Origin of the sequence: Sinosporangium album, from assembly GCF_900100605.1 — a bacterium.
In the GTDB taxonomy this organism is placed as follows: domain Bacteria; phylum Actinomycetota; class Actinomycetes; order Streptosporangiales; family Streptosporangiaceae; genus Sinosporangium; species Sinosporangium album.
This window is the reverse complement of record NZ_FNCN01000041.1, coordinates 18,616-38,653: the sequence shown is the minus strand read 5'-3', so window position 1 is coordinate 38,653 and position 20,038 is coordinate 18,616. Positions and strand designations below refer to the sequence as shown.

Annotated in this window: 16 protein-coding genes; 7 read left to right on the top strand and 9 right to left on the bottom strand. The window is 68.3% G+C overall.

Annotated elements, in window-relative coordinates; all coding sequences use genetic code 11:
* The first annotated feature begins 222 nt into the window (after positions 1 to 222).
* Positions 223 to 1,278 carry an adenosine deaminase gene (locus BLQ73_RS27320; protein WP_093174899.1) on the top strand — a complete coding sequence of 352 codons (1,056 nt, stop codon included), beginning with the start codon at positions 223 to 225 and terminating at the stop codon, positions 1,276 to 1,278.
* Positions 1,279 to 1,342: 64 nt separating this feature from the next.
* Here BLQ73_RS27320 and BLQ73_RS27315 read toward each other — a convergent pair whose 3' ends face one another.
* Positions 1,343 to 3,373 carry an ATP-binding protein gene (locus BLQ73_RS27315; RefSeq protein WP_093174896.1) on the bottom strand — a complete coding sequence of 677 codons (2,031 nt, stop codon included), beginning with the start codon at positions 3,371 to 3,373 and terminating at the stop codon, positions 1,343 to 1,345.
* Positions 3,374 to 4,335: 962 nt separating this feature from the next.
* Between BLQ73_RS27315 and BLQ73_RS27310 the strand changes: the two genes are divergently transcribed.
* The 4 genes from BLQ73_RS27310 (at position 4,336) to BLQ73_RS27295 (ending at position 8,696) form a co-directional block, all read left to right on the top strand.
* The gene (locus BLQ73_RS27310) at positions 4,336 to 5,067 is read left to right on the top strand and encodes a class I SAM-dependent methyltransferase (RefSeq protein ID WP_093174894.1); all 732 of its coding nucleotides are present in this window, start codon (positions 4,336 to 4,338) and stop codon (positions 5,065 to 5,067) included.
* 482 nt (positions 5,068 to 5,549) lie between these two features.
* Entirely contained in the window at positions 5,550 to 6,821 is a 1,272-nt protein-coding gene (locus BLQ73_RS27305) for an extracellular solute-binding protein (protein ID WP_245691462.1), read from the top strand.
* A gap of 70 nt (positions 6,822 to 6,891) precedes the next feature.
* Positions 6,892 to 7,797, top strand: coding sequence for a carbohydrate ABC transporter permease (locus tag BLQ73_RS27300; RefSeq protein ID WP_093174891.1), 906 nt, complete (start codon positions 6,892 to 6,894; stop codon positions 7,795 to 7,797).
* Positions 7,794 to 8,696, top strand: coding sequence for a carbohydrate ABC transporter permease (locus BLQ73_RS27295; protein WP_093174889.1), 903 nt, complete (start codon positions 7,794 to 7,796; stop codon positions 8,694 to 8,696). The genes BLQ73_RS27300 and BLQ73_RS27295 overlap by 4 nt, the downstream gene beginning before the upstream one ends.
* Positions 8,697 to 8,868: 172 nt before the next feature.
* Here BLQ73_RS27295 and BLQ73_RS27290 read toward each other — a convergent pair whose 3' ends face one another.
* The 5 genes from BLQ73_RS27290 to BLQ73_RS32845 all read right to left on the bottom strand — a co-directional run bounded on the left by BLQ73_RS27290 (position 8,869) and on the right by BLQ73_RS32845 (position 14,028).
* Positions 8,869 to 10,014 carry an acetyl-CoA C-acetyltransferase gene (locus tag BLQ73_RS27290; protein ID WP_093174885.1) on the bottom strand — a complete coding sequence of 382 codons (1,146 nt, stop codon included), beginning with the start codon at positions 10,012 to 10,014 and terminating at the stop codon, positions 8,869 to 8,871.
* Between the two features lie 102 nt (positions 10,015 to 10,116).
* Entirely contained in the window at positions 10,117 to 10,914 is a 798-nt protein-coding gene (locus tag BLQ73_RS27285; protein ID WP_093174929.1) for a class F sortase, read from the bottom strand.
* An 18-nt stretch (positions 10,915 to 10,932) separates the two neighbouring features.
* The gene (locus BLQ73_RS27280; RefSeq protein ID WP_143020467.1) at positions 10,933 to 11,820 is read right to left on the bottom strand and encodes a hypothetical protein; all 888 of its coding nucleotides are present in this window, start codon (positions 11,818 to 11,820) and stop codon (positions 10,933 to 10,935) included.
* A 151-nt stretch (positions 11,821 to 11,971) separates the two neighbouring features.
* Entirely contained in the window at positions 11,972 to 12,766 is a 795-nt protein-coding gene (locus BLQ73_RS27275; RefSeq protein ID WP_093174880.1) for a class F sortase, read from the bottom strand.
* The gene (locus BLQ73_RS32845; RefSeq protein WP_093174877.1) at positions 12,763 to 14,028 is read right to left on the bottom strand and encodes a hypothetical protein; all 1,266 of its coding nucleotides are present in this window, start codon (positions 14,026 to 14,028) and stop codon (positions 12,763 to 12,765) included. The genes BLQ73_RS27275 and BLQ73_RS32845 overlap by 4 nt, the downstream gene beginning before the upstream one ends.
* 234 nt (positions 14,029 to 14,262) lie before the next feature.
* Here BLQ73_RS32845 and BLQ73_RS32840 point away from each other — a divergent pair, with 234 nt between their 5' ends.
* Positions 14,263 to 14,424 carry a hypothetical protein gene (locus tag BLQ73_RS32840; RefSeq protein ID WP_176955711.1) on the top strand — a complete coding sequence of 54 codons (162 nt, stop codon included), beginning with the start codon at positions 14,263 to 14,265 and terminating at the stop codon, positions 14,422 to 14,424.
* A gap of 67 nt (positions 14,425 to 14,491) precedes the next feature.
* Here BLQ73_RS32840 and BLQ73_RS27265 read toward each other — a convergent pair whose 3' ends face one another.
* From BLQ73_RS27265 to pdxH, 3 genes are all read right to left on the bottom strand, one after another.
* A complete protein-coding gene (locus tag BLQ73_RS27265; protein WP_093174875.1) occupies positions 14,492 to 16,720 on the bottom strand; it encodes an ATP-binding SpoIIE family protein phosphatase in 2,229 nt (742 codons plus the stop codon).
* A gap of 117 nt (positions 16,721 to 16,837) precedes the next feature.
* Positions 16,838 to 17,542, bottom strand: coding sequence for an iron-dependent transcriptional repressor DtxR (locus tag BLQ73_RS27260; protein WP_093174872.1), 705 nt, complete (start codon positions 17,540 to 17,542; stop codon positions 16,838 to 16,840).
* 295 nt (positions 17,543 to 17,837) lie between these two features.
* On the bottom strand, positions 17,838 to 18,491 hold the full coding sequence (gene pdxH / locus BLQ73_RS27255) for a pyridoxamine 5'-phosphate oxidase (RefSeq protein ID WP_093174870.1): 654 nt from the start codon (positions 18,489 to 18,491) through the stop codon (positions 17,838 to 17,840).
* Between the two features lie 200 nt (positions 18,492 to 18,691).
* Here pdxH and BLQ73_RS27250 point away from each other — a divergent pair, with 200 nt between their 5' ends.
* Complete coding sequence (locus tag BLQ73_RS27250) at positions 18,692 to 19,798, top strand: citrate synthase 2 (protein ID WP_093174867.1); 1,107 nt, start codon at positions 18,692 to 18,694, stop codon at positions 19,796 to 19,798.
* Positions 19,799 to 20,038: the final 240 nt, after the last annotated feature.

The following is a 20,038-nucleotide window of genomic DNA, read 5'->3' as shown; positions in this document are numbered from 1 at the left end:
CCGGCAGGAGGCGCCCAGCGCCACCCGCCGGGCCGTTCGCCTTTCCCGCCCGCGAGCCGACCGGAGAACCGCCCCGGGCGACCACACCGGACGACCACACCGGAGAACCACGCCCGAGCGGATGAGCCCGAGCGGATGAGCCGGGGAAACGAGTCCGAGGACGCTTCCGGGGATGAGGGAAGATCCCGGCGGGAAGCGCGCGAGATACGGCAGGATATGGAAATGCCACGTCCCCTCGCCGAGCTGCCGAAAGCCCACCTCCACCTGCACTTCACCGGATCAATGCGTCACGAGACGCTGCTTGAGCTCGCCGCCGAGCAGGGCGTGCATCTCCCGGAGGCGCTCGTCGGAGACTGGCCACCGAAACTGCGGGCCACCGACGAGCGGGGATGGTTCCGTTTCCAGCGGCTCTACGACACGGCCCGCTCGGTGCTGCGCACCCCGGATGACGTTTACCGCCTGGTGCGCGAGACCGCCGAAGACGAGGCGACGGAGGGCTCCAGATGGCTGGAGATCCAGGTCGACCCGTCGGGATACGCCGCGAGGTTCGGCGGCCTGACCCCCACCCTCGAACTGGTCCTCGACGCTGTCGATCGAGCGTCGCAGGCCACAGGCGTCGGCATCGCGCTGATCGTGGCGGCCAACCGCACACGCCACTCCCTGGACGCGAAGACCTTGGCCCGGCTCGCGGCGCAGTACGCAGATCGGGGCGTGGTGGGGTTCGGCCTTTCCAACGACGAGAGGCGAGGGCGGGCGCGCGACTTCGACGGCGCGTTCCGCATCGCGCGCCGCGCCGGCTTGCTGTCGGTTCCGCACGGCGGCGAGCTGTCAGGGCCGGTGAGCGTGGGCGAGTGCGTGGACGACCTCGCCGCGGACCGGGTCGGCCACGGGGTGCGCGCGGCGGAGTCCCCGCGGCTGCTCGACCGGCTGGCCGACCGCCAGGTCACCTGTGAGGTGTGCCCCATGTCCAACGTGGGGCTGGGGGTGGCCGAGCACGCTTCCGCCGTACCGCTGCGCGCCATGTTCGACGCGGGGGTGCCGATCGCGCTCGGGGCCGACGATCCGCTGCTGTTCGGGTCGCGGCTGCTCGCGCAATACGAGTTGGCCCGTGAGGAGTTCGGGTTCAGCGACGCCGAGCTGGCCGAACTGGCCCGGCAGTCGATCAGGTCGTCGGCCGCGCCCGAGGGGGTGCGCAAGGAGCTGCTGGCGGGTGTGGACGCCTGGCTGGCCGCACCCGACCCGCACGACGAGACGCGAGTGCTCAGAGCACGTCAGTGATCGACGCACGTCAGTGATCGACGCACGTCAGTGATCAGAGCACGTCACTGATCAGGGCGGTGTTTCAAGCCTTGGGGGTGAAAGGCCGCTGGTCGACGGTGTCGCGCAACGGTGCTCCCCCGCGGACGCCCGCCACCGCCGTGTCCGGCGGCACGGTCAGACCACGGGAGAGCTCCTCCTCGAAAACCGCGTCCCCGACGAGCTCCCGGGCGCGGCGCTCGGTGTCGTCCCTCAGCCCTGCGCACCCGGGCACCCCGTCCCGCGGCAGCCCGAACGTCGTCCGCATGCGCCGCGCGGCGCCGAGCAGGTGGCCGGCGGCCCCTCCGTCGCCGCCCGCCGCCGCGGTGGCGGCGAGCTGCTCCAACACCGTCGCGCTCGCCGCGACGTCGCCGAAGCGCCACGCCGTGTCCAGCGCGGCGCGGGCGTGCGCCTCCGCCGCGCCGATCTCCCCCCGCCCGAGCTCGGCCTGGGACCTCACCCGGTCGCCGTATGCCCGCGCCCACAGCTCTCCGCGTTCGGCGCAGCGGGCCCACTGCTTCTGGAGTACGGCTGCCGCCTCCTCGTAGCGCCCCTGCGCGTTGAACAGCATCGCCTGGGTGGCCTCGGTGACGGCCGGCCCGACGGCGGGCCGGCCGGCGCGGTCGAAGAGCTCGGACGAGCGCGCGAGGGCCGCGGCGGCCCTGTCGAACTCCCCGGCGCGGAGGGCGAAGACCGCGACGGTGCGCGCCGCGTATCCCGCGGCCAGGTGGTCGTCCTGCTCCATGGCGACGACCAGCGCCTCTTCCGCCTGTCCGCGCAGGTCGAGGTCGTCTTGGGCGTCGGCGATCCAGCTCCGTACCCACAGCGCCCGTGTATGGGCGGGCCGGGGTTCGGTGTGCGGCCCGATCGCGCGGTCCAGGTGGTGGCGCCCCTCGCGGAGCTCACCTAAGGACACCCAGGCGAACCACAGGAGTCCCGCGAGTTCCAGGCCGGTGTCTTCGGTTCGGCTGCGGCCGAGGGCGAGGCGCAGGTCGGGGAGTTCGGCCCGGGCCCAGGCCGCCCAGGCGAGCTGGTCAGGGCCGTACCATTCGGCGGCGGCACGCCGTACGAGCGTGAGGTAGTGCAGGCTGTGGCGGCGGACCATCATGTCCTCTTCGCCGAGCCTGCGCAGCCATTCGCGCCCGTAGTCGCGGACGGCGCCGTGCATGCGGTAGCGCCCGCCCTCGCTGATGAGCAGCGACTTGTCGACGAGGCGGCGGATCAGGCCGCTCACCTCGTCGACCCATTCGTCGCCGCAGATCGCGGTGGCCGTTTCGACGTCGAAGGACCCCGCGAACACCGTCAGGCGCGCCCACAGCAGTCGCTCGTCCGGCGTACACAGCTCATGGCTCCACCCGACCGCGGTCCGCAGCGTCCGGTGCCGCCCCAGTGGCGTACGGCGGCCGCCGGCGAGAAGTGCGAACCTGTCGTCGAGCCGTTCGGCGATCTGCTCGACGGTCAGGGCGCGGAGGTGGCACACGGCCAGTTCGACGGCCAGGGGGATCCCGTCCAGGAGGCGGCACAGGCGGGCGACCATGTTGGGGTCGGGCGCGGTATCGGGCATGAGCGCGCGTGCCCGTTCGGCGAAAAGGACGACCGCGTCGTGGCTCGCGGGGTCGGTGTCACCGGGTTCGGGGACGGGAAGCGGTTCGACGGCCATCACCTGTTCGCCCGCCACGCCCACGGGTTGACGGCTTGTGGCGATGACCCGCACGCGGGGGCACTCGGCGAGGAGCCGGTTGATCAGTTGCCTGCAGGCGCCGAGCAGGTGCTCGCAGGTGTCGAGCACGAGCAGCATGTCCTTGTCCTTGGTGAACTCTGCGAGCACCTCGGTCTGCGGCCGCGTGGACTGCTCGCGCAGTCCGAGGACGCCCGCGACGGCGTGGGGCACCAGGTCGCCGTCGCGTTCGGCGGACAGGTCGACGACCCACACGCCGTCGGGGTAGGAGCTCCGCGCGTCCCCCGCGACCTTGAGGGCGATCCGGGTTTTTCCCACGCCGGGGAGACCGGTGAGCGTGACGGCTCTCGACCGCAGCAGCAGTTCCCGGACTTCATCGCATTCACGCTGCCGTCCCACGAAACTGCTTGTCTCCGCCGGGACCGCACCCGGGCGCCATAGTGGTGTCTCAGTCACCGATTCCCGCCTCTCGCGTGAAACGGCTAGTAGCTAACCATGGAGAACTTCATAGAAATGGCCGCATACACAGGTTGGGTGAAGAGTTCTTCTTCCGGAGCGAACGTTTCACCGTCGCGGTGAGGTCCGGGCACCGCACGCGCGGAATCGAGGCATGGGGACTCTTACCTCGGGGTGACTTGCCGACCGGTGTCCCACCGTGCAGGTGGGGGAACGTGCGTGCCCACGAGCTGTACGGCACCGCCGACGATCGACCGCCCTGCACCCTTCGTCCGGCTCCCCCGCCCTGCCGTTCTCCACACATCCCTCCCGGCATCCCTCCACACATCCCTCCCGGCATCCCTCCGGACATCCCCCCGCGCACCCCTCCGGACACCTCTCGGAAGGTCGCGCCCCAGCCCTTTAAAAGAATGGACGTGGAATCCGTGGACGATCGGGGTGCGCGTTCAAGATATTGCCGCCCTTCACCGAAGCCCTTCACTGAGGCCCTTCACCGAAGCCCTTCGCTGAGGCGCGCGGCGAATCGGAGGCGCCGGAGCGAGCCGGTGAGTTCGAGCCCGGTTTCAAAGGCACCTGACTCGTTGACGAAAAACTCGGTCGCCCGGCTGATATTTTCGTGTTCAATCCTCAATCGCACATATAGGCCACACGCACATATAGGCCACGGCGGTCTCTCCGGCGGCGCGCACGACTCGCGGTCCACCCCGGCGGGTCGCGGAGCGGCACATGGCGGGCAGGCCCGTTCGGCGCCGCCGTGCCGGCGACTCGGCGTTGAACACTTGACTCGACGGGGTGACTCGGTCTTCGGGAAGCGGAGTGGCTGAAGTATGCAGACACTAGACTCGCCCCGACCGGTCCGTGGCCCGTGGGCCACGGTTTTGTATGAATGAGCTGGACGGAACCGCATGTCTGGTTATGACCGTGTAGTACAACCGGCGGCCGGAGACGGGGCGCTGGAAAACCACCTCGGAGGAGACGAGGGGAAGAACTACCGGAAATACGAGTTCGATACGGTCGCGCCGCATGTGGGCAAGTCGATGCTGGAGATCGGCTCGGGGCTCGGGCACTTCGCCGAGTTGTTCCTGCCGCGTCTCGATCGCCTCGTGGTGAGTGACTTCGACCCCTACTGCGTCGAACAGCTCCGCAAGCGTTTCGGCCCGCGTGACGACGTTGATGTGCTCCAGTTCGGCCTGCCGACCGACATCCCCCTCGCGGACAAGGTGGACACGGTCGTACTGATGAACGTGCTTGAGCACATCGAGGAGGATGTCGAGGCGCTGCGTTCCCTGGCACGTGTCACCGCGCCGGGCGGTCGCATCATCATCTGGGTGCCCGGCTACATGCAGCTTTACGGTGACTTCGACCGCAAGGTCGGCCATGTCACCCGTTACACCCCGAAGACGCTGGCCAGGACCGTCGTGGCCGCCGGTCTCCACGCCGAGGTGCTCAAGCCCATCAACTTCCTCGGCGGCATCGCGTGGTGGCTGGCCGTCCGCCGCGGCGGCGTCGGCTATCCCGACCCCCGCCTCGTGAAGATCTACGACCGCACGGTCGTGCCGGCGACGCGACTGATCGAGCGTTTCGTGCGCCCGCCGTTCGGCCAGACCGTCCTCTGCGTGGCGCGCGTTCCCGGCTGACCCACCACCGCTTCCCCGCCCACGCGATCTGAGTACGGCGCGGCCCCCGGACCACGGGGGCCGCGCCGTACTCGTATGCGCCGTACTCGTATGCGCCGTACTCGTATGCGCCGGATTCGTTGATGAATGCGGGCTGAGTTTGGCGTGCGTCGCAATGAATCGCCGCGTTCGGTGATGCGGGCCGCCCAGAGATCCGGACCGGTCTCCCCAGCTCAGGCCCCCAATATCGCTGAATTTCTCCCTCAGCGGTCTAGACCGATTCGTCAGATTCGATGTGCCGTTGTCAAAACGATATCAACCGGTATAGACCAGATCGCAAAATCGCGCCTACTGTGAGGGCACCGATCTGAGCTACGGCATCGCAGATGGGCCTGCTCAGGCGGTTTCGACCCCCCTGGGACGGCGGATCCCACTGGTACGGACCGGCTACCGGCCTCCGTTGATCCAACGTCCGACGTCCGACGACCAAGGCGGTAGCAACGGTGAACAAGAAGCTCGTGGGCGCGGCCACGCTGGGTGTGGCCGCAGCACTGGTACTGACTAGCTGCGGAAGCGGCGGCGAGAGCGGGACCGGCTCCGGCGACAAGGGCTCGGGCGGCGGCACGGTGACGCTCAAGATGGTGGCAGCCGACTATGGAGGCGGCCCGACCGCGGAGGACTCCGGCGCCAAGTTCTGGAAGGGCGTGACCGACGAGTTCACCGCGGCGAACCCCAACATCAAGGTCGACGTTCAGGTCATCAACTGGAACGACATCGACAAGCAGGTCGCCACGATGGTGCAAAACGGGCAGTTCCCCGACATTCTGCAGACCGGTGACTACTCCGGATTCGTCAAGGAAGGTCTGCTGCACAAGGTCGACGAGATCCTGTCTCCGCAGACCCAGGCCGACCTGCTGCCGAAGTTCGCCGAGTTCGGCAAGGTCGACGGCGCCGCCTACGGCATCCCGTTCGTGTCCTCCGCGCGCGGCCTCTTCTACAACAAGGACCTGTTCAGCAAGGCCGGCATCGCCGAACCCCCCAAGACCTGGGACGAGCTCAAGGCCGCCGCCGAGAAACTGAAGAAGGCCGACGTCGCCCAGCCGTTCGGTCTTCCCCTCGGCAACGAGGAGGCCCAGGGCGAGTCGTTCCTGTGGTTCATGGGCGCCGGCGGCGGATACAAGGACGCCTCGGGCAACTGGGCGATCAACTCGCCGCAGAACATCGAGGCGTTCAAGTATCTCAAGGGCCTGCACGACGCCGGGCTGACCACGCCGAACCCCGGCACCAAGAACCGCAAGGACGTCTGGGAGGACTTCGGCGCCGGCAAGGTCGGCATGGCCTTCGGCGGCCCCATGTCGATCCCGCAGTTCGAGAAGGCCGGGCTCACCAACTTCGGCGTCGCCCCGATCCCCGGTAAGAGCGCCGTGCTGGAGACGACGCTGGGCGTCCAGGACTGGATCATGGCCTTCAACAAGAACGGCCGCGCGGCGGAGATCAAGAAGTTCTTCGACTTCTTCTACTCCGGCACCGCTGCCCAGAAGATCAGCGACACCTACAAGCTGCTCCCGGTGACCACCTCCGGCATCCAGAAGCTGAGCAGCGACGAGAAGCTCAAGCCGTTCCTCGACGCGCTCCCCAACGCCACCTTCTACCCGTTCACCGACCCCAAGTGGACCGAGGTGAACACCGAGGTCAAGCAGTCCATCGGCGGCGCAATCACAGGGGACGCCGCCGAGGTCCTCGGCAAGATCCAGAAGATCGCGACGGGGAGCTGAACCCGTACGGCTTGCGCCGCCTTCGCTCGGGCGGCGCAAGCCGTACGACTATCCATAAGGACTCGCAGTCATGCATCAGAAATCCCAGAGCCGGATGAGCCGGGCGTTGACGCCGCTCATCTGGATCGGGCCTGCGGTGATCCTGATCGCCGTGGTCGTCATCTGGCCCGTCGTGGTGATGATCCAGTCCTCCTTCCAGAAGATCAGCCGGTTCGGCGTGGTCCAAGGGGGCAATGGGTTCGACAACTACACCAAGTTGTTCGACGAGCCCGACTTCGGCGGCGTGATGTTCCGCAGCCTGATCTGGGTCGTCGCGGTCGTGGTGCTCACCGTCGTGCTGTCGCTGGCCCTGGCGCAGCTCTTCAATCAGAAGTTTCCCCTCAAACGGGTCGCGCGGTGGGCGCTCATCGCCCCCTGGGCCGCCTCGGTCCTGATGACGGCGATCATCTTCAAGTGGATGCTCGACCCCGAGGCCGGGCTCGTCAACATGATCCTCGTCGACCTCGGCCTGCTCGACGCGCTCGGCGGGGCCGAGGCCGACCCCCTCGGCAAGGCGAGTACGGCGATGCCGTGGCTGGTTTTCGTCGCGGTCTTCGTATCCCTGCCGTTCACCACATATGCCCTGCTCGCGGGGCTCGCCACCATCCCCTCTGACGTCTACGAGGCGGCCAAGATGGACGGCGCGCGCAAACTGCGGGTGTACTGGTCGATCACGCTGCCGCTGCTGCGGCCGGCCCTCACCGTCGCGGCGCTGATCAACGTGATGAACGTCTTCAACAACTTCCCGATCATCTGGGCGATGACCCACGGGCAGCCCGGCTACTCGACCGCCACATCGACGATCTTCATGTTCATCCTCAAGGGCACCGACATCGGCGAGTCCGCCGCCATGTCCGTGGTCAACTTCGGCATGGTGATCGTGCTGACGGCCGTATTCCTGAAGGTCAGCCGCTGGAACACCGAGGTGGCCCGATGACGACGACAACAACACCCACCGTGTCCCGCCCCCGCGCGAGCGGTCAGGTCTCCCGCCACGGCGGTAGGCCCCGACCCAACCGGGTTCTGCCCAAGATCAAGACTGTGATCATCGCGGCGAGCGCATATCTGGTCGCGTTCATCTTCCTGTTCCCGTACCTGGTGATGATCCTCACCGCGCTCCGGCCGCAGGACGAACTCCAGGACGCGACCTACCTCCCCAGCACCTTCGCCTGGTCGAACTTCACCAACTTCTGGACCAGCGGCCTGGCCGGCAACCTGTGGGTCACCCTGCAGGTCGCCGCCGGCTCGACCATCCTGGTGCTGATCGTGGCCCTCCCGGCCGCCTACTACACCGCCCGGCACAACTTCCGGGGCCGCACGGCGTTCCTCATCGTCGTGCTGATCACCCAGATGTTCCAGCCGACCGCGATGCTCGTGGGCATCTACCGGGAGTTCTACCAGTTCGGTCTGATCGACACGATCTGGTCGCTGATCCTGGTGAACGGCGGGTTCAACCTGGCGTTCGCCGTATGGATCCTCAACGCCTACTTCAGCTCGATCCCGCGGGAGCTGGAGGAGGCGGCTTTCATAGACGGCAACGGCCGCTGGGGCGCCCTGTTCAGGGTGACGCTGCCCTTGGCCCTGCCAGGTGTCATCACCGCGTTGATCTTCACCTTCATCGCGGCGTGGAATGAGTTCGTCGTCGCACTGACCCTGACGACCTCCCCGGAGAATCAGCCACTCACCGTGGCGCTGAACTCCTTCATCGGGCAGTACGAAGTGGACTGGCAGAACCTGTTCGCCGGATCGGTCATCGCCACCATCCCGGTGATCATCCTGTTCGCGTTGATCGAGCGGAAGGTCGTGGGCGGCCTCACCGCGGGATCGATCAAGTAACGCGCGCAGCCCGCCACCCCCGGGGCTCCGTACCCGGCCGCCCCGGCCCCCACCTCGCAGGCCACAACCCCGCGAGAGTCCCATCCCACGCGATCCGACCGATCGAACGTCGGACGCGCGGCGGCCCGGTCTCCGAGATCTCGGGGACCGGGCCGCCGCGCGTTCAGAGCCGTCAGAGGCGCTCGATGATGGTGACGTTGGCCTGACCGCCGCCCTCGCACATGGTCTGCAGGCCGTAGCGTCCGCCGGTGCGCTCCAACTCGTGCAGGAGCTTGGTCATGAGGACGGCCCCCGTCGCGCCGAGCGGGTGGCCGAGGGCGATGGCGCCGCCGTTCGGGTTGGTCTTGGCGGGGTCGGCGTCGAGCTCCTTCAGCCAGGCCAGCGGCACGGGCGCAAACGCCTCGTTGATCTCGACGACGTCGATGTCGTCGATGGTCAGCCCGGCCCGCTTGAGTGCCTTGCGGGTCGCGGGGATGGGCGCGGTGAGCATGTAGACGGGGTCGTCGCCGGCGAGGGTGAGGGTGACGACGCGGGCACGCGGCGCGAGGCCGTGATCGCGTACGGCCTGGCCTGACGCGATCAGCACCGCGGCGGCTCCATCGGACACCTGCGACGACGTGGCCGCGGTCAGCCTGCCGTCCTCCCGCAGAAGCTTGAGCCCCGCCATCTTCTCCAGGGTGGTGTCGGAGCGCGGCCCCTCATCGTCGGTCACACCGGCGAGCGGGGCGATCTGGTCGGCGAAATGGCCGCCCGCCACCGCCTTGGCGGCGCGCTGGTGGCTCTCGTAGGCGTACCGCTCCAGCTCATCGCGGGAGAAACCCCACTTCTCACACATCAGCTCGGCGCCCCGGAACTGCGAGATCTCCTGGGTGCCGTAGCGCTCGGCCCAGCCTTCGCCGTACGGCAGCGGCAAACCGGCCTCCAGCGCGGCCGTGACCGTCGAACCCATCGGGACGACGCTCATCGACTCCACGCCGGCGGCCAGGACAAGGTCCTGGGTGCCGGAGAGCACGCCTTGGGCGGCGAAGTGAATCGCCTGCTGCGAGGAGCCGCATTGCCGGTCGATGGTGACGCCGGGCACGCTTTCCGGCAGCCCCGCCGAAAGCCATGCCGTACGGGCGATATCCATGGTCTGGGGGCCGAACTGCGAAACGCACCCCATGATCACGTCATCGACGGCCGCCGGGTCGACCCCGGTGCGCTCGATCAGTGCCTTCAGCGGATGCGCGGCCAGATCCGCGGGATGAACGGTGGACAGTCCGCCCTTTCTCCGTCCGACGGGGGTGCGGACCGCTCCGACGATGTACGCCTCTGTCACGATGCCTCCAGGATCCGATCCCGCACATAGCCACATCAAACCGAGTAGCGTTCGGTATTTTCGAGGCTACAACAGAATCTTTTTCCGGCGGGAGCCCCGCCCTCAGCGCCGGTACGACGAGGTCATCGTGGCGTACACGATGATGTTGTCCGTGTAGTGCCCGGTGGAATGGTTGTAGGTGCCGCCGCAGGAGACCAGGTGAAGCTGCGGATTGTCATACTTCCCATAGACCCGCTCGGTCGGGAACAGCCTCTTGTCCGCCTGCTCGACCCCGCCCACGGTGAACACCGCCACCGTGCCGCCCTGCCGCTCCACCTCGATCACGTCGCCGTGGCGCAGCTCCCCCAGCCGCCGGAACACCGCGGGCGTGGTCCGCGTGTCCTTGTGCCCGAGCAGCACCGCCGGCCCCGCCTGGCCCGGCGTCGACATGTTGCGGTACCACCCGACCAGGTTGGCGTTCGACACCGGCGGCACCTCCACCGCGCCGCGCTTGTTCAACCCGACCGACGTGATCGGGGCGTTCACACCGAGCTTCTTGATGGTGATGCGCTTCGGCGTGGCGGGCATCATCGGAGGGGCCGCCACAATGTCCGGCAGCGGCGCGGCGGCCTCGGGCGGCCCAGTGAAATAGTGCGCCGTTCCGGAATCGGCGGGGCTCCCGCTCGGCTGCACCTGCAGTTCCAGCGCCGTCCGCTCGTCCGCCAGACCGTACTCCTCCGGATTGCCGAACACCATGAGCAGACCCGCGATCACGGTGACGACCCCCACCAGGGCGGCGATCAGCAGCGTCGACCGCAGGATCCTGCCGCCGCGATCCGGCTCCGGCTGCGGTTCCTCCCACGGAGGCCCATAGCCGTACGGCGGGGGCCCGCCAGCGTAGCCGCCCGGAGGCCCCTGCATCGTCACCGCGACGCCCGATCAGCGCCCGATGGCACGTCGGCGCAGGAAAAGGCCACCGATCGCCGCGGCACCCACCATCAGCGACCCGACCAGGACGAACATCCTGCCGTCCGGACCCGCCGCGCCACCGCCGCCGGTGTCGGCACCACCCTTGGGCGTGGTGCTCTCCTCGTCCGCGTCCTGGTCCTGCTCCGGGGTGACGTACTTGGTCTTGGTCTCGGTGATGGTCGGCTTCGGTGTCGTGGGGGTGGACGTCGGCGTGGTCGGCGACGACGAGGGGGTGGTAGGCGACGCGGAGGCCCCGATCACCAACTGCACGGAGGCGGGCTGGATGTTGGTGCCGGCGGTCGCGATCGTGCATTTGTAGATCTCCGTCGGCTGCGCGACACCCGACCCGACCTTCAGCCAGAAGCTGCCGACCTTCGCCAACGTCGTGCCCGAGGCGGTGGGCGTCACGGTGGCCAGCATGGTGGGCATGGGAAGAGGGTTGTTCTGAGCAAGACCGACGGCGGGAATCGTCGCGACGCCGGAGGCCTTGACCGTCACCGTGGCGGTGGGGTTGGGCCCGGTCACGATGATCTCGCCTTCCAACACCACCCTGTCCCCCGACACCATGGCCGTCGGAGCCACCAGCGGCGACTGCGCAGGTGTGCCGTTGACCCAGGTGAGCGGCACTCCCTGGTTGATCGTCGGAGTCTGGGCCGGGGCGGTCAGGGTGACCCCGATCTGCGGCGTGGAGGTAGTGCTTCCTGCCGCGGGAGGCGCGCAGGCGTAGCTGACGGTCTTGGTGTCGGCACCCGCCACGTTGGCCATAACCGAGACGGCGAGAAAAGCGCCCGCGCCCAGTGCTCCCGCCATGGCTGATTTAGCGGCTATCGCACGCCGTCGCGCCTTGGACTTGAGCACTATCAATCTCCGTTTCGGGGCGGGGACCGGTTCTCGATGGCATACCAGGGTTACAGGCTCTGATCACGGTTTGGTAGCGATCCTACGGAGAGATCCCCACCAATGCGAGAAAGACCGAAAAACCACCCCAAAATTCACTTAAGCCACTCGACTACCGCGCGCGTTTAGCCGAGAGCGTGGCGTAGACGATGATGTTGTCGCTGTAGGAGTGGTCCTTGGCATTGAGCACCCCGCCGCACGTGACAAGCCGCAGCTCAGCCCGGTTGACGTTGCCGTAGACCCGCTGCGTCGGGAACGCGTCCTTGCGCACCTGCTCGATGCCGCTGACGGTGAACTCGGCCACGGTGCCGTTCGACCGTACGACCCGGATCTTGCGCCCCTTCTGCAGATCCTTCACCCGGTTGAACACCGCGGCGCCGCGCTTGGTGCTGACGTGACCGAGGATCACCGCCGGGCCGGTCTCACCGGGTTCAGGGCCGTGCTTGTACCACCCGGCCAGGTTGGGGCGGCTCTTCGAGGGCGCCTGGACCGCGCCGGAAGGCTGGAGCCCCAGCGATGTCAGCGGAGCCGAGACGCCGATCGACGGGATGACGATGCGCGACGGCCGCACCTTGGAGTTCTTGGCGAACCCGGCGACGGGCCGTACGGCGGGCGCCGGCGGCGGCGCGCTGGGCTGCGCGGCGGTGAGGAGCACGCCGGGGCCGCCGGGCCCCACCACGGGGGCGAAGTACCCGGCTTCGGCCATGTTCGTCAGCGACAGCTCCGCGCCGTCGGCCTGAACGTCGGGCTGCGGCGCGGGCGGCGCGAGGTAGGTGAGCAGCGCGGCCATGATGACGGCGATCGTGCCGAGCGAACCCGCCACGAGCAGCGCGGCGATCAGCCGGCCGCGGGGGGTTTTGTCGGGGCCGGCGCTCCTGAAAGCCGACCCGGAGTCGATCCCGCTCATCCGCCGTGTCCTTCCCCGGTGTCGGCGCCGCCCTTCGGCGTCACGGTGACCTGCGGACGCGCCGTCACGGTGGCCGTCACCGTCGTCGTCGGGCGCGGAGTGCTGGAGCTGTAGACGCTCACGCTCGTGTGGGTGCCCCACGGCACCGGAGCCGCGGCACCGGACGGCGGCTTAGTGCCCGTGCCCGTGGGAGTCGGCGTCGGCGTTTTCGTCGGCCGCGGTGTGGGTGTCGCCGGGGGCGTGGGCGTAGGCGTGGAGTCCGGGCCCTTCACCGTGATCTGGATCTTCGGCAGGGTGCCCGTCGGCTCGCACACCGTCCGGTACGGCGACACCGCGTGATTGTTGGCCGTCCCCGCACGCACGCGGAAGGCATCGATGCGGGCGTGCTTGTCCTGGGTCTTGTTGGTGACGGTCAGCCGGTACTTCCCATACGGCAGGTCGCTCGCCACCGTGAACTTCTGCTGGACCTTCCGGGGCACCTCGGGCGCCTGATAGGCGTCCAGGGTCTGCACCTCGGTGACCGGCCGGTTCAGGTCGTCCACGACCAGTTCCATCTTGCCCATGTCCACGTGCCGGTCGGTGATCAGGTCCACGCCCGTCCCGACGAAGGTGAACTCAGCCTTGTCACCGTCGGTAGTGCTCTCCTGGACGTCCCCGTTGTAGTGCCCGAGACCACTGGAATCCGTCGATGGCGACCACGTGCCCGGATAGTTCGCCGAGAAATCACCGACCGATGTGAACATGTCGTTGTAGGTCGACTCGACAGGCGCGAGGTCGAGAATGAGCGACCCCACGGACACCGTTCCCGTTCCGACCTTGTCGGCCACGACCCGCCCGGTGTTGAGGGTGCCGAACTCCAAAGGCTTGTCGTCCCGGAGCCGGGCGGCGTCCACGACGCGGGTGCCGGTCGCGTCGATCGTGCCGCCGCCCGTCCACAGGTCGTGCACACCCACCCGGCCGGTGACGGCGAGGTGGGCGCCCTGGTCGAGGTTGGGGTCGTTCGGGTTCGGCACCCCCAGCGGGGACTGCGGCTCGCCGAGCCGCCAGGTCACCTGCAACGGCTCCCCGAGCGACAGCTCTCGTGAGGACAGCGCGATGTCGACGGCCACCTTCCCGCCCTGGGCGAGCGGGCCGCTGCACTCGAACCAGTACGGCCCGGCCGCATGGCTCGCGCTCCCCGGGATCACCACGACGGCGGCCGTCGTCAGCCCTACGGAGGCGGCCAGGGCCGCTCTTCGGAGCCCAGTTCCCCACCGGTCCACGACAACGCTCCGTTCACGACGTCTTTTCGGCTGTGCCGTACTGGATCAACTTCCGTTGCGCACATAAAGTGCAAGCAAACGAAAGTAGATCATAAGACTTTCAACTTTCAGGGGAATGCCTGTGAACAGCGTTGACCGTGGCGGAGTTGTGATCTGGTCGCGCGACACACCCCCCATGGGGGCGATCGTCACCGCATACTGGGAACGGACGTTCCTCCCGGAGGCGGTGAACGATTGAACAGCGGCCTGATCCTGCTCTTCTTCCTGGCGTTCCTGTTCGCCTGGCTGCTCAACCGGGTGCGCAGACGGCTCGGGTTCGGCCCGGCCGCCTACTCGGCCGTCATGATCGCCTTCATCGTCTTCATGGGCCTGGTCTGGGCCCAGTCACACGGCTGACGTCGCGCGTCCGCCGCCCCAGCCGCCGACAGGGTCGGCGGGGCGGCCGACCGACCGACCGACGGTCTCAGCGGCTCCTCATCGGGATCTCGAACCAGACCGCCTTGCCCTCCCGCGTCGGACGCGAGCCCCAGCGCCGGGCGAGCTGGTCGACGAGGTAGAGGCCGCGGCCCCCCTCGTCGTTCTCCCCCGCGCTGCGGATGCGCGGCAGGCGCAGATCCTGGTCGAAGACCTCGACCCAGACCGCCTTGGCGCCGCGCCGCAGTCTCAGCGTGAACTCCTTGTCGCCGTTCACCTCGTCCTCGAACCCCGGCACGTCCCAGGACTCGTCGAACGGCAGTGGCGGACCGTCCATGGACAGCTCACGGCGCGGCACCCCCGCTCCGGCGGCGTGCAGCACCACGTTGGTAACCACCTCGGAGACGAGCAGGCAGGCGAGCTCCGCCCGCTCCTCGGGGACATCCCATCCCGCGAACGCCTCGGCCGCCATGCGCCGCGCCTCACCGACCATGATCGGCTGGGCGGGGAACACCCGCTCCTCGACATCGAGGTCGACGGCGCTGGAGCGCACCACCAGCACGGCCATGTCGTCGTCGATGTCGCCGGGCACCGCCTGGGTGGCGCTGTCTGCGATCGCCTCGACCGAGGCGCCCGACATCCTGCCCAGCTTCTCGCACAGCGTCGTGAGGACGATGTCCTCCTCCTGTGCTCTGCCATCCGCGTCCCGGAGAGGACGCCGGTCCACCAGCCCGTCGGTGTAGAGCAGCAGAGCCGCCCCCGGCGCGAGGGTGATGCACTCCTCCTTGTAGACAAGGTCCACCGGCATGCCCTTGGCCCTCACGCCGAGCGGCTGGCCGACCTCGCTGAGCGCCAGCTCGCCGCATGCGCCGTCGGCCAGGAGCAGCGGTGGGGCGTGCCCGGCGTTGGCGAGCGACAGCTCCCGCGACCACGCGTCGTAGACCATGTACTGGCAGGTGACGATGGGCGGGACACCGATGTCGGCCCCCGTCTCGTCGCGCTCGGGGGTGGCGAGGATGCGCGTCCACTCGTCGAGCCTGGCGAGGATCTCCGCGGGCGGCTTGTCGTCCTGGGCGAACGCCCGCAGCGCCGCGCGGAGCTGCCCCATGATGGCCGCCGCCTTGGGGCCCCGGCCCTCCACATCGCCGATGACGATGCCGACCCTGCCCGCCGACAGAGGGATCACGTCGTACCAGTCGCCACCGACCTGCGTCTGGATGCCCTGCCCGTGGCTCGCCAGCGGCGCCGCCGGCTCGTAGCGCACCGCGATCTCCATGCCGTCGAGCTGGGGAAGCTCGCGCGGCAGGAGGTGCTTTTGGAATGACTCGGCAGTGTGGCGCTCCTCCTCGAACAGGAGCGCGTTGTCGACGGCGAGGGCGACCCGGGTGGCGATGGCTCCGACGAAGTCGCGGTCGAAGGCGTCGTAGTGGGGGCTGCGCCGGTCGGTCAGGTTGGACAGGCCGAGATACATCAGCCCGAGGGTCTGGCCGCGCACGCACAGCGGCGCCACGATGGCCGAGGTCAGACCGATCTCGCCGGCGAGGCGCGCGCTGCCGGGGCTCGGAGCGGGGTAGCTCACCTGTGAGAAGTCCTCGACGAGGATGGTCTCCTGGCGGCGCACGGCGGTGTCGGCGTAATGCCCGGCCGGATAGCGGATGTCGCCGCCGATGGGGGTCCAGGTGCCGGGCGGGGGCGTCCAGCCCTGCACGTGCTGGGAGACCCGGCGGATCATCCGGTCGCCCTCCACCAGCTCGATGAAGCAGTGGTCGGCGAACTGCGGGACAAGCATCTCCGCGACGCGCTTGAGCGTCTCCTCGACGTACAGGGAGCCTGCGAGGCGCTCTCCGATGCGCTCAAGCAGGCCGAAGCGGTCTTTCTCCCGCTCGTTGCTGCGCATCGCCTCGCGGGCGGTGATCACGATGCCCGACACCGAACCCGACGGATGCCGCAGTGGCACGGCCTGGGCACGCACGTAGATCATCGTGCCGTCGCCGCGCTTGACGTCGAAGGTGCCCTCCCAGACCCCGCCCTTCAGGACGTATTTGGCGAGCTCCACCGCGAGCGGGTGGTCCTTCTCCGTGATTCCGGCGCCCAGCAGCGACTGGTCGCGACCGCCGGAGGTGCCCGGCCGTCCGAAGAGCGTCTCGGCGTAGGGGTTCCAGTAGAGCAGATTGCTGAACCTGTCGGTGACGACCACCGCCATCTCGGCGTGGTCGAGCACGGCATCAGCCTCAAGGTGCTCAGCCACGTCCTTCGACAGGTCCCCCCATCTCTTCATCGGGGGACCACTCCTCGGGGAGGCATGTGCGCAAAGGGGGCCACGGGCGCTCCTGCAGTCTTGGCCTGAAGGGAGAGGAGGGTCTCCCGGCGGGGATTCAACCAAGCAGGACCGGGTTCAGCGCTTGGAGACGAAGACGTGTACGGCGACGTCGCGCGGGAGGTCCGCAGGAGTGCCATCCGCCTTCTCGTCACCTGTCACCCGCACACCGTCGTCGCTCGCCGCGAGCGTGACCTCGCGTCCGGGTTGTATCCCAACTTGCTTGAGTTTAAGCATCACAGCAGGATCACTTTGCACTTGTTCGCTAATTCGACGCACCACAACGGGCACGTCTTTCGGGCCCGCGGCCTCGACCATCGTCAGGATGGCGTCCTCACCGGCGTCCGGCCCGGTCTTCATGCCCAGTTCCTCAAGGCCGGGGATCGGGTTGCCGTGAGGACACATCACAGGGTTGTCGAGGAGCACGATGAGGCGCGCCTCCACGGACTCGGACATGACGTGCTCCCAGCGGCACGCCTCCACGTGGACCTCTTCCCATGGAAGGCCGATCACCTGGGTCAGCAGGAGCTCCGCGAGACGGTGCTTGCGCATGACACGCGTGGCAAGCGTGCGCCCGAGCTCGGTCATCGCAAGGTGACGGTCCCCTTCGACCCTCACCAGGCCATCTCGCTCCATACGGGCGACGGTCTGGCTGACGGTAGGGCCGCTCTGCTGCAGGCGCTCGGCGATACGCGCACGCAGCGGGACAATCCCCTCTTCCTCCAACTCATAGATCGTCCGGAGATACATCTCCGTCGTGTCGATCAAGCCATGTGCGGTCAAGGTTCCTCCCGTCCTACCTCGATGCTACGTCCGTCGCACCGTGTGTTCCCCGTGGCCATGGCAGCGTTCCAAGCTCGTTTCCCTTAACGCTGCTGCCGACCCTATTGGCAGAACGGTGCACGGTGGCAAAGGACAGCAACACCGGAGGGGCCATCTTGCTTCCCTAAACACTCACCGCACACATTTGGGACAACAAGTCACTGTGCGTGACGGCGACTCAGGGCTGAGTCAAGGCCTCCGCCGCAAGGCTTCCGCCTCAGGGCTTCCGCCTCAGGTCCCAGTGTCTCAGGGCCTCTCAGGGCGCGAGACGCTCCAGAACCCATCCGACGGCGGTACGGCGGTAGCGCAGCCGGTCATGCATCCGGTCGGTCTGGCCCTGCCAGAACTCCACCTCCGTGGGAATCACCCGGAAACCACCCCAGAAGTCTGGCATGGGTGGATCTTCGGGCCACCGGTCCGCCAGCTCCACGTAACGAGCGTCGAGCTCCTCCCGCGAGGCGACCACCGCCGACTGGCGGGAGGCCCAGGCCCCGATGCGGGAGCCGTACGGGCGGGAGTGGAAGTAGGCGGCCGAGTCCTCGCGCGGCAGCCGTACGACCTGGCCCTCGACCCGGACCTGCCGGCGGATCTGATGCCACGGGAACATCAGGCAGGCGCGGGGATTCTCGGCCAGATCACGGCCCTTGCGTGACTCGTAGTTGGTGTAGAAAACGAAGCCTCGCTGGTCGAACCCCTTGAGCAGCACGGTCCTGGCCGAGGGGCGCCCCCCGGCGGAGCTGGTGGCCAGCACGACGGCGTTGGGTTCGGGCAGCCCGGCGGCGACCGCATCGGCGAACCACAAGGTGAATTGCGTCACAGGGTCGGCCGCGAGGTCTCCCTCGATCAACGGCTCACCCTCATAGGTACGGCGGAGCCCCGCCAAGGAGGGCGGGCGGGAAGTGGCGTTCACAGTTAGGCATTCTTCCTCGCCTGACCGGGCAAGCGGTGCCCACCCATCAAAAACAGGGCTCCTACCAGCGAGGATGGCCTTTGGGCGGGTCCGGGGGCGGAGCAGAGCAAGGCAGGGGGTTGAATATGAGCGCCGGTATCTCGACATCAAGGCTTTGCCCGTTTGGATCAAGAACCGCTATGAAAGGGAGGCAGCCGAGAATGTCCGACTTCAAACCCGGGCTCGAAGGCGTCGTAGCTTTCGAGACCGAGATCGCGGAACCGGACAAAGAAGGGGGCGCTCTTCGTTACAGGGGCGTCGACATCGAAGAGCTGGTCGGCCATGTCTCCTATGGACATGTGTGGGGCCTGCTCGTCGACAACGAGTTCCAGCCGGGTCTTTCCCCTGCGGAGCAGTACCCCGTTCCCGTCCACTCCGGTGACATCCGCGTCGATGTGCAGAGCGCACTCGCCATGCTCGCCCCGGCCTACGGCTTCAAGCCGCTGCTCGACATCTCCGACGAGCAGGCAAGGGCAGATCTGGCGCGCGCCTCCGTCCTGGCGCTGTCGTTCGTGGCTCAGTCCGCGCGCGGCCTCGACCTGCCCATGGTTCCCCAGAGCCGGGTGGACGAGGCCACGTCGATCGTCGAGCGCTTCATGATCCGCTGGCGCGGTGAGCCCGACCCCAGGCACGTCAAGGCCATCGACGCCTACTGGACCTCCGCCGCCGAACATGGCATGAACGCCTCGACGTTCACCGCCCGCGTCATCGCCTCCACCGGCGCCGACGTCGCCGCCGCCATGTCGGGTGCGGTGGGCGCCATGTCAGGCCCGCTGCACGGCGGCGCCCCCGCCCGTGTGCTCCACATGATCGAAGAGGTGGAGCGCATCGGCAACGCCGAGGTCTACGTCAAGCAGGCCCTCGACCAGGGCGAACGGCTCATGGGCTTCGGCCACCGCGTCTACCGCGCGGAGGACCCGCGGGCCCGCGTGCTCCGCCGTACCGCCAGGGAGCTCAACGCACCGCGCTACGAGGTCGCGGTCGCGCTGGAGAACGCCGCTCTCGCCGAACTCCAGTCCAGGAAGCCCGACCGGACCCTCGCCACGAACGTGGAATTCTGGGCGGCCATCGTGCTGGACTTCGCCGACGTCCCCGCGAACATGTTCACGTCGATGTTCACGTGCGCGCGCACGGCCGGCTGGGCGGCGCACATCCTTGAGCAGAAGCGCACCGGTCGGCTGGTCCGCCCGAGTGCGAACTACGTCGGACCTCCGCAGCGGTCGATCGACGAGGTCCCCGGTGCCTCCGAGGTCGTCGGCAAGGTCTGAGGAACACCGAGTGCCCTCCCCGCCGGCGGATGCCTGAGGACCGCGAAACCGGCCTGACCGGTTCAGGGGTCCGTTCAGACCGGTCGGTTCAAGGGCGCTGATGCCGAGGGCGACGGCATCTCACGTCAAGGCCCGCGATCACGAAGATCGTGGGCCTTTGTCGTGCCTCCGTCAGGCCGCCGTCAGGCCGCCGCCGTGCATCCGCCAGGCTGCCGCCGTGCATCCGTCAGACCGCCGTCG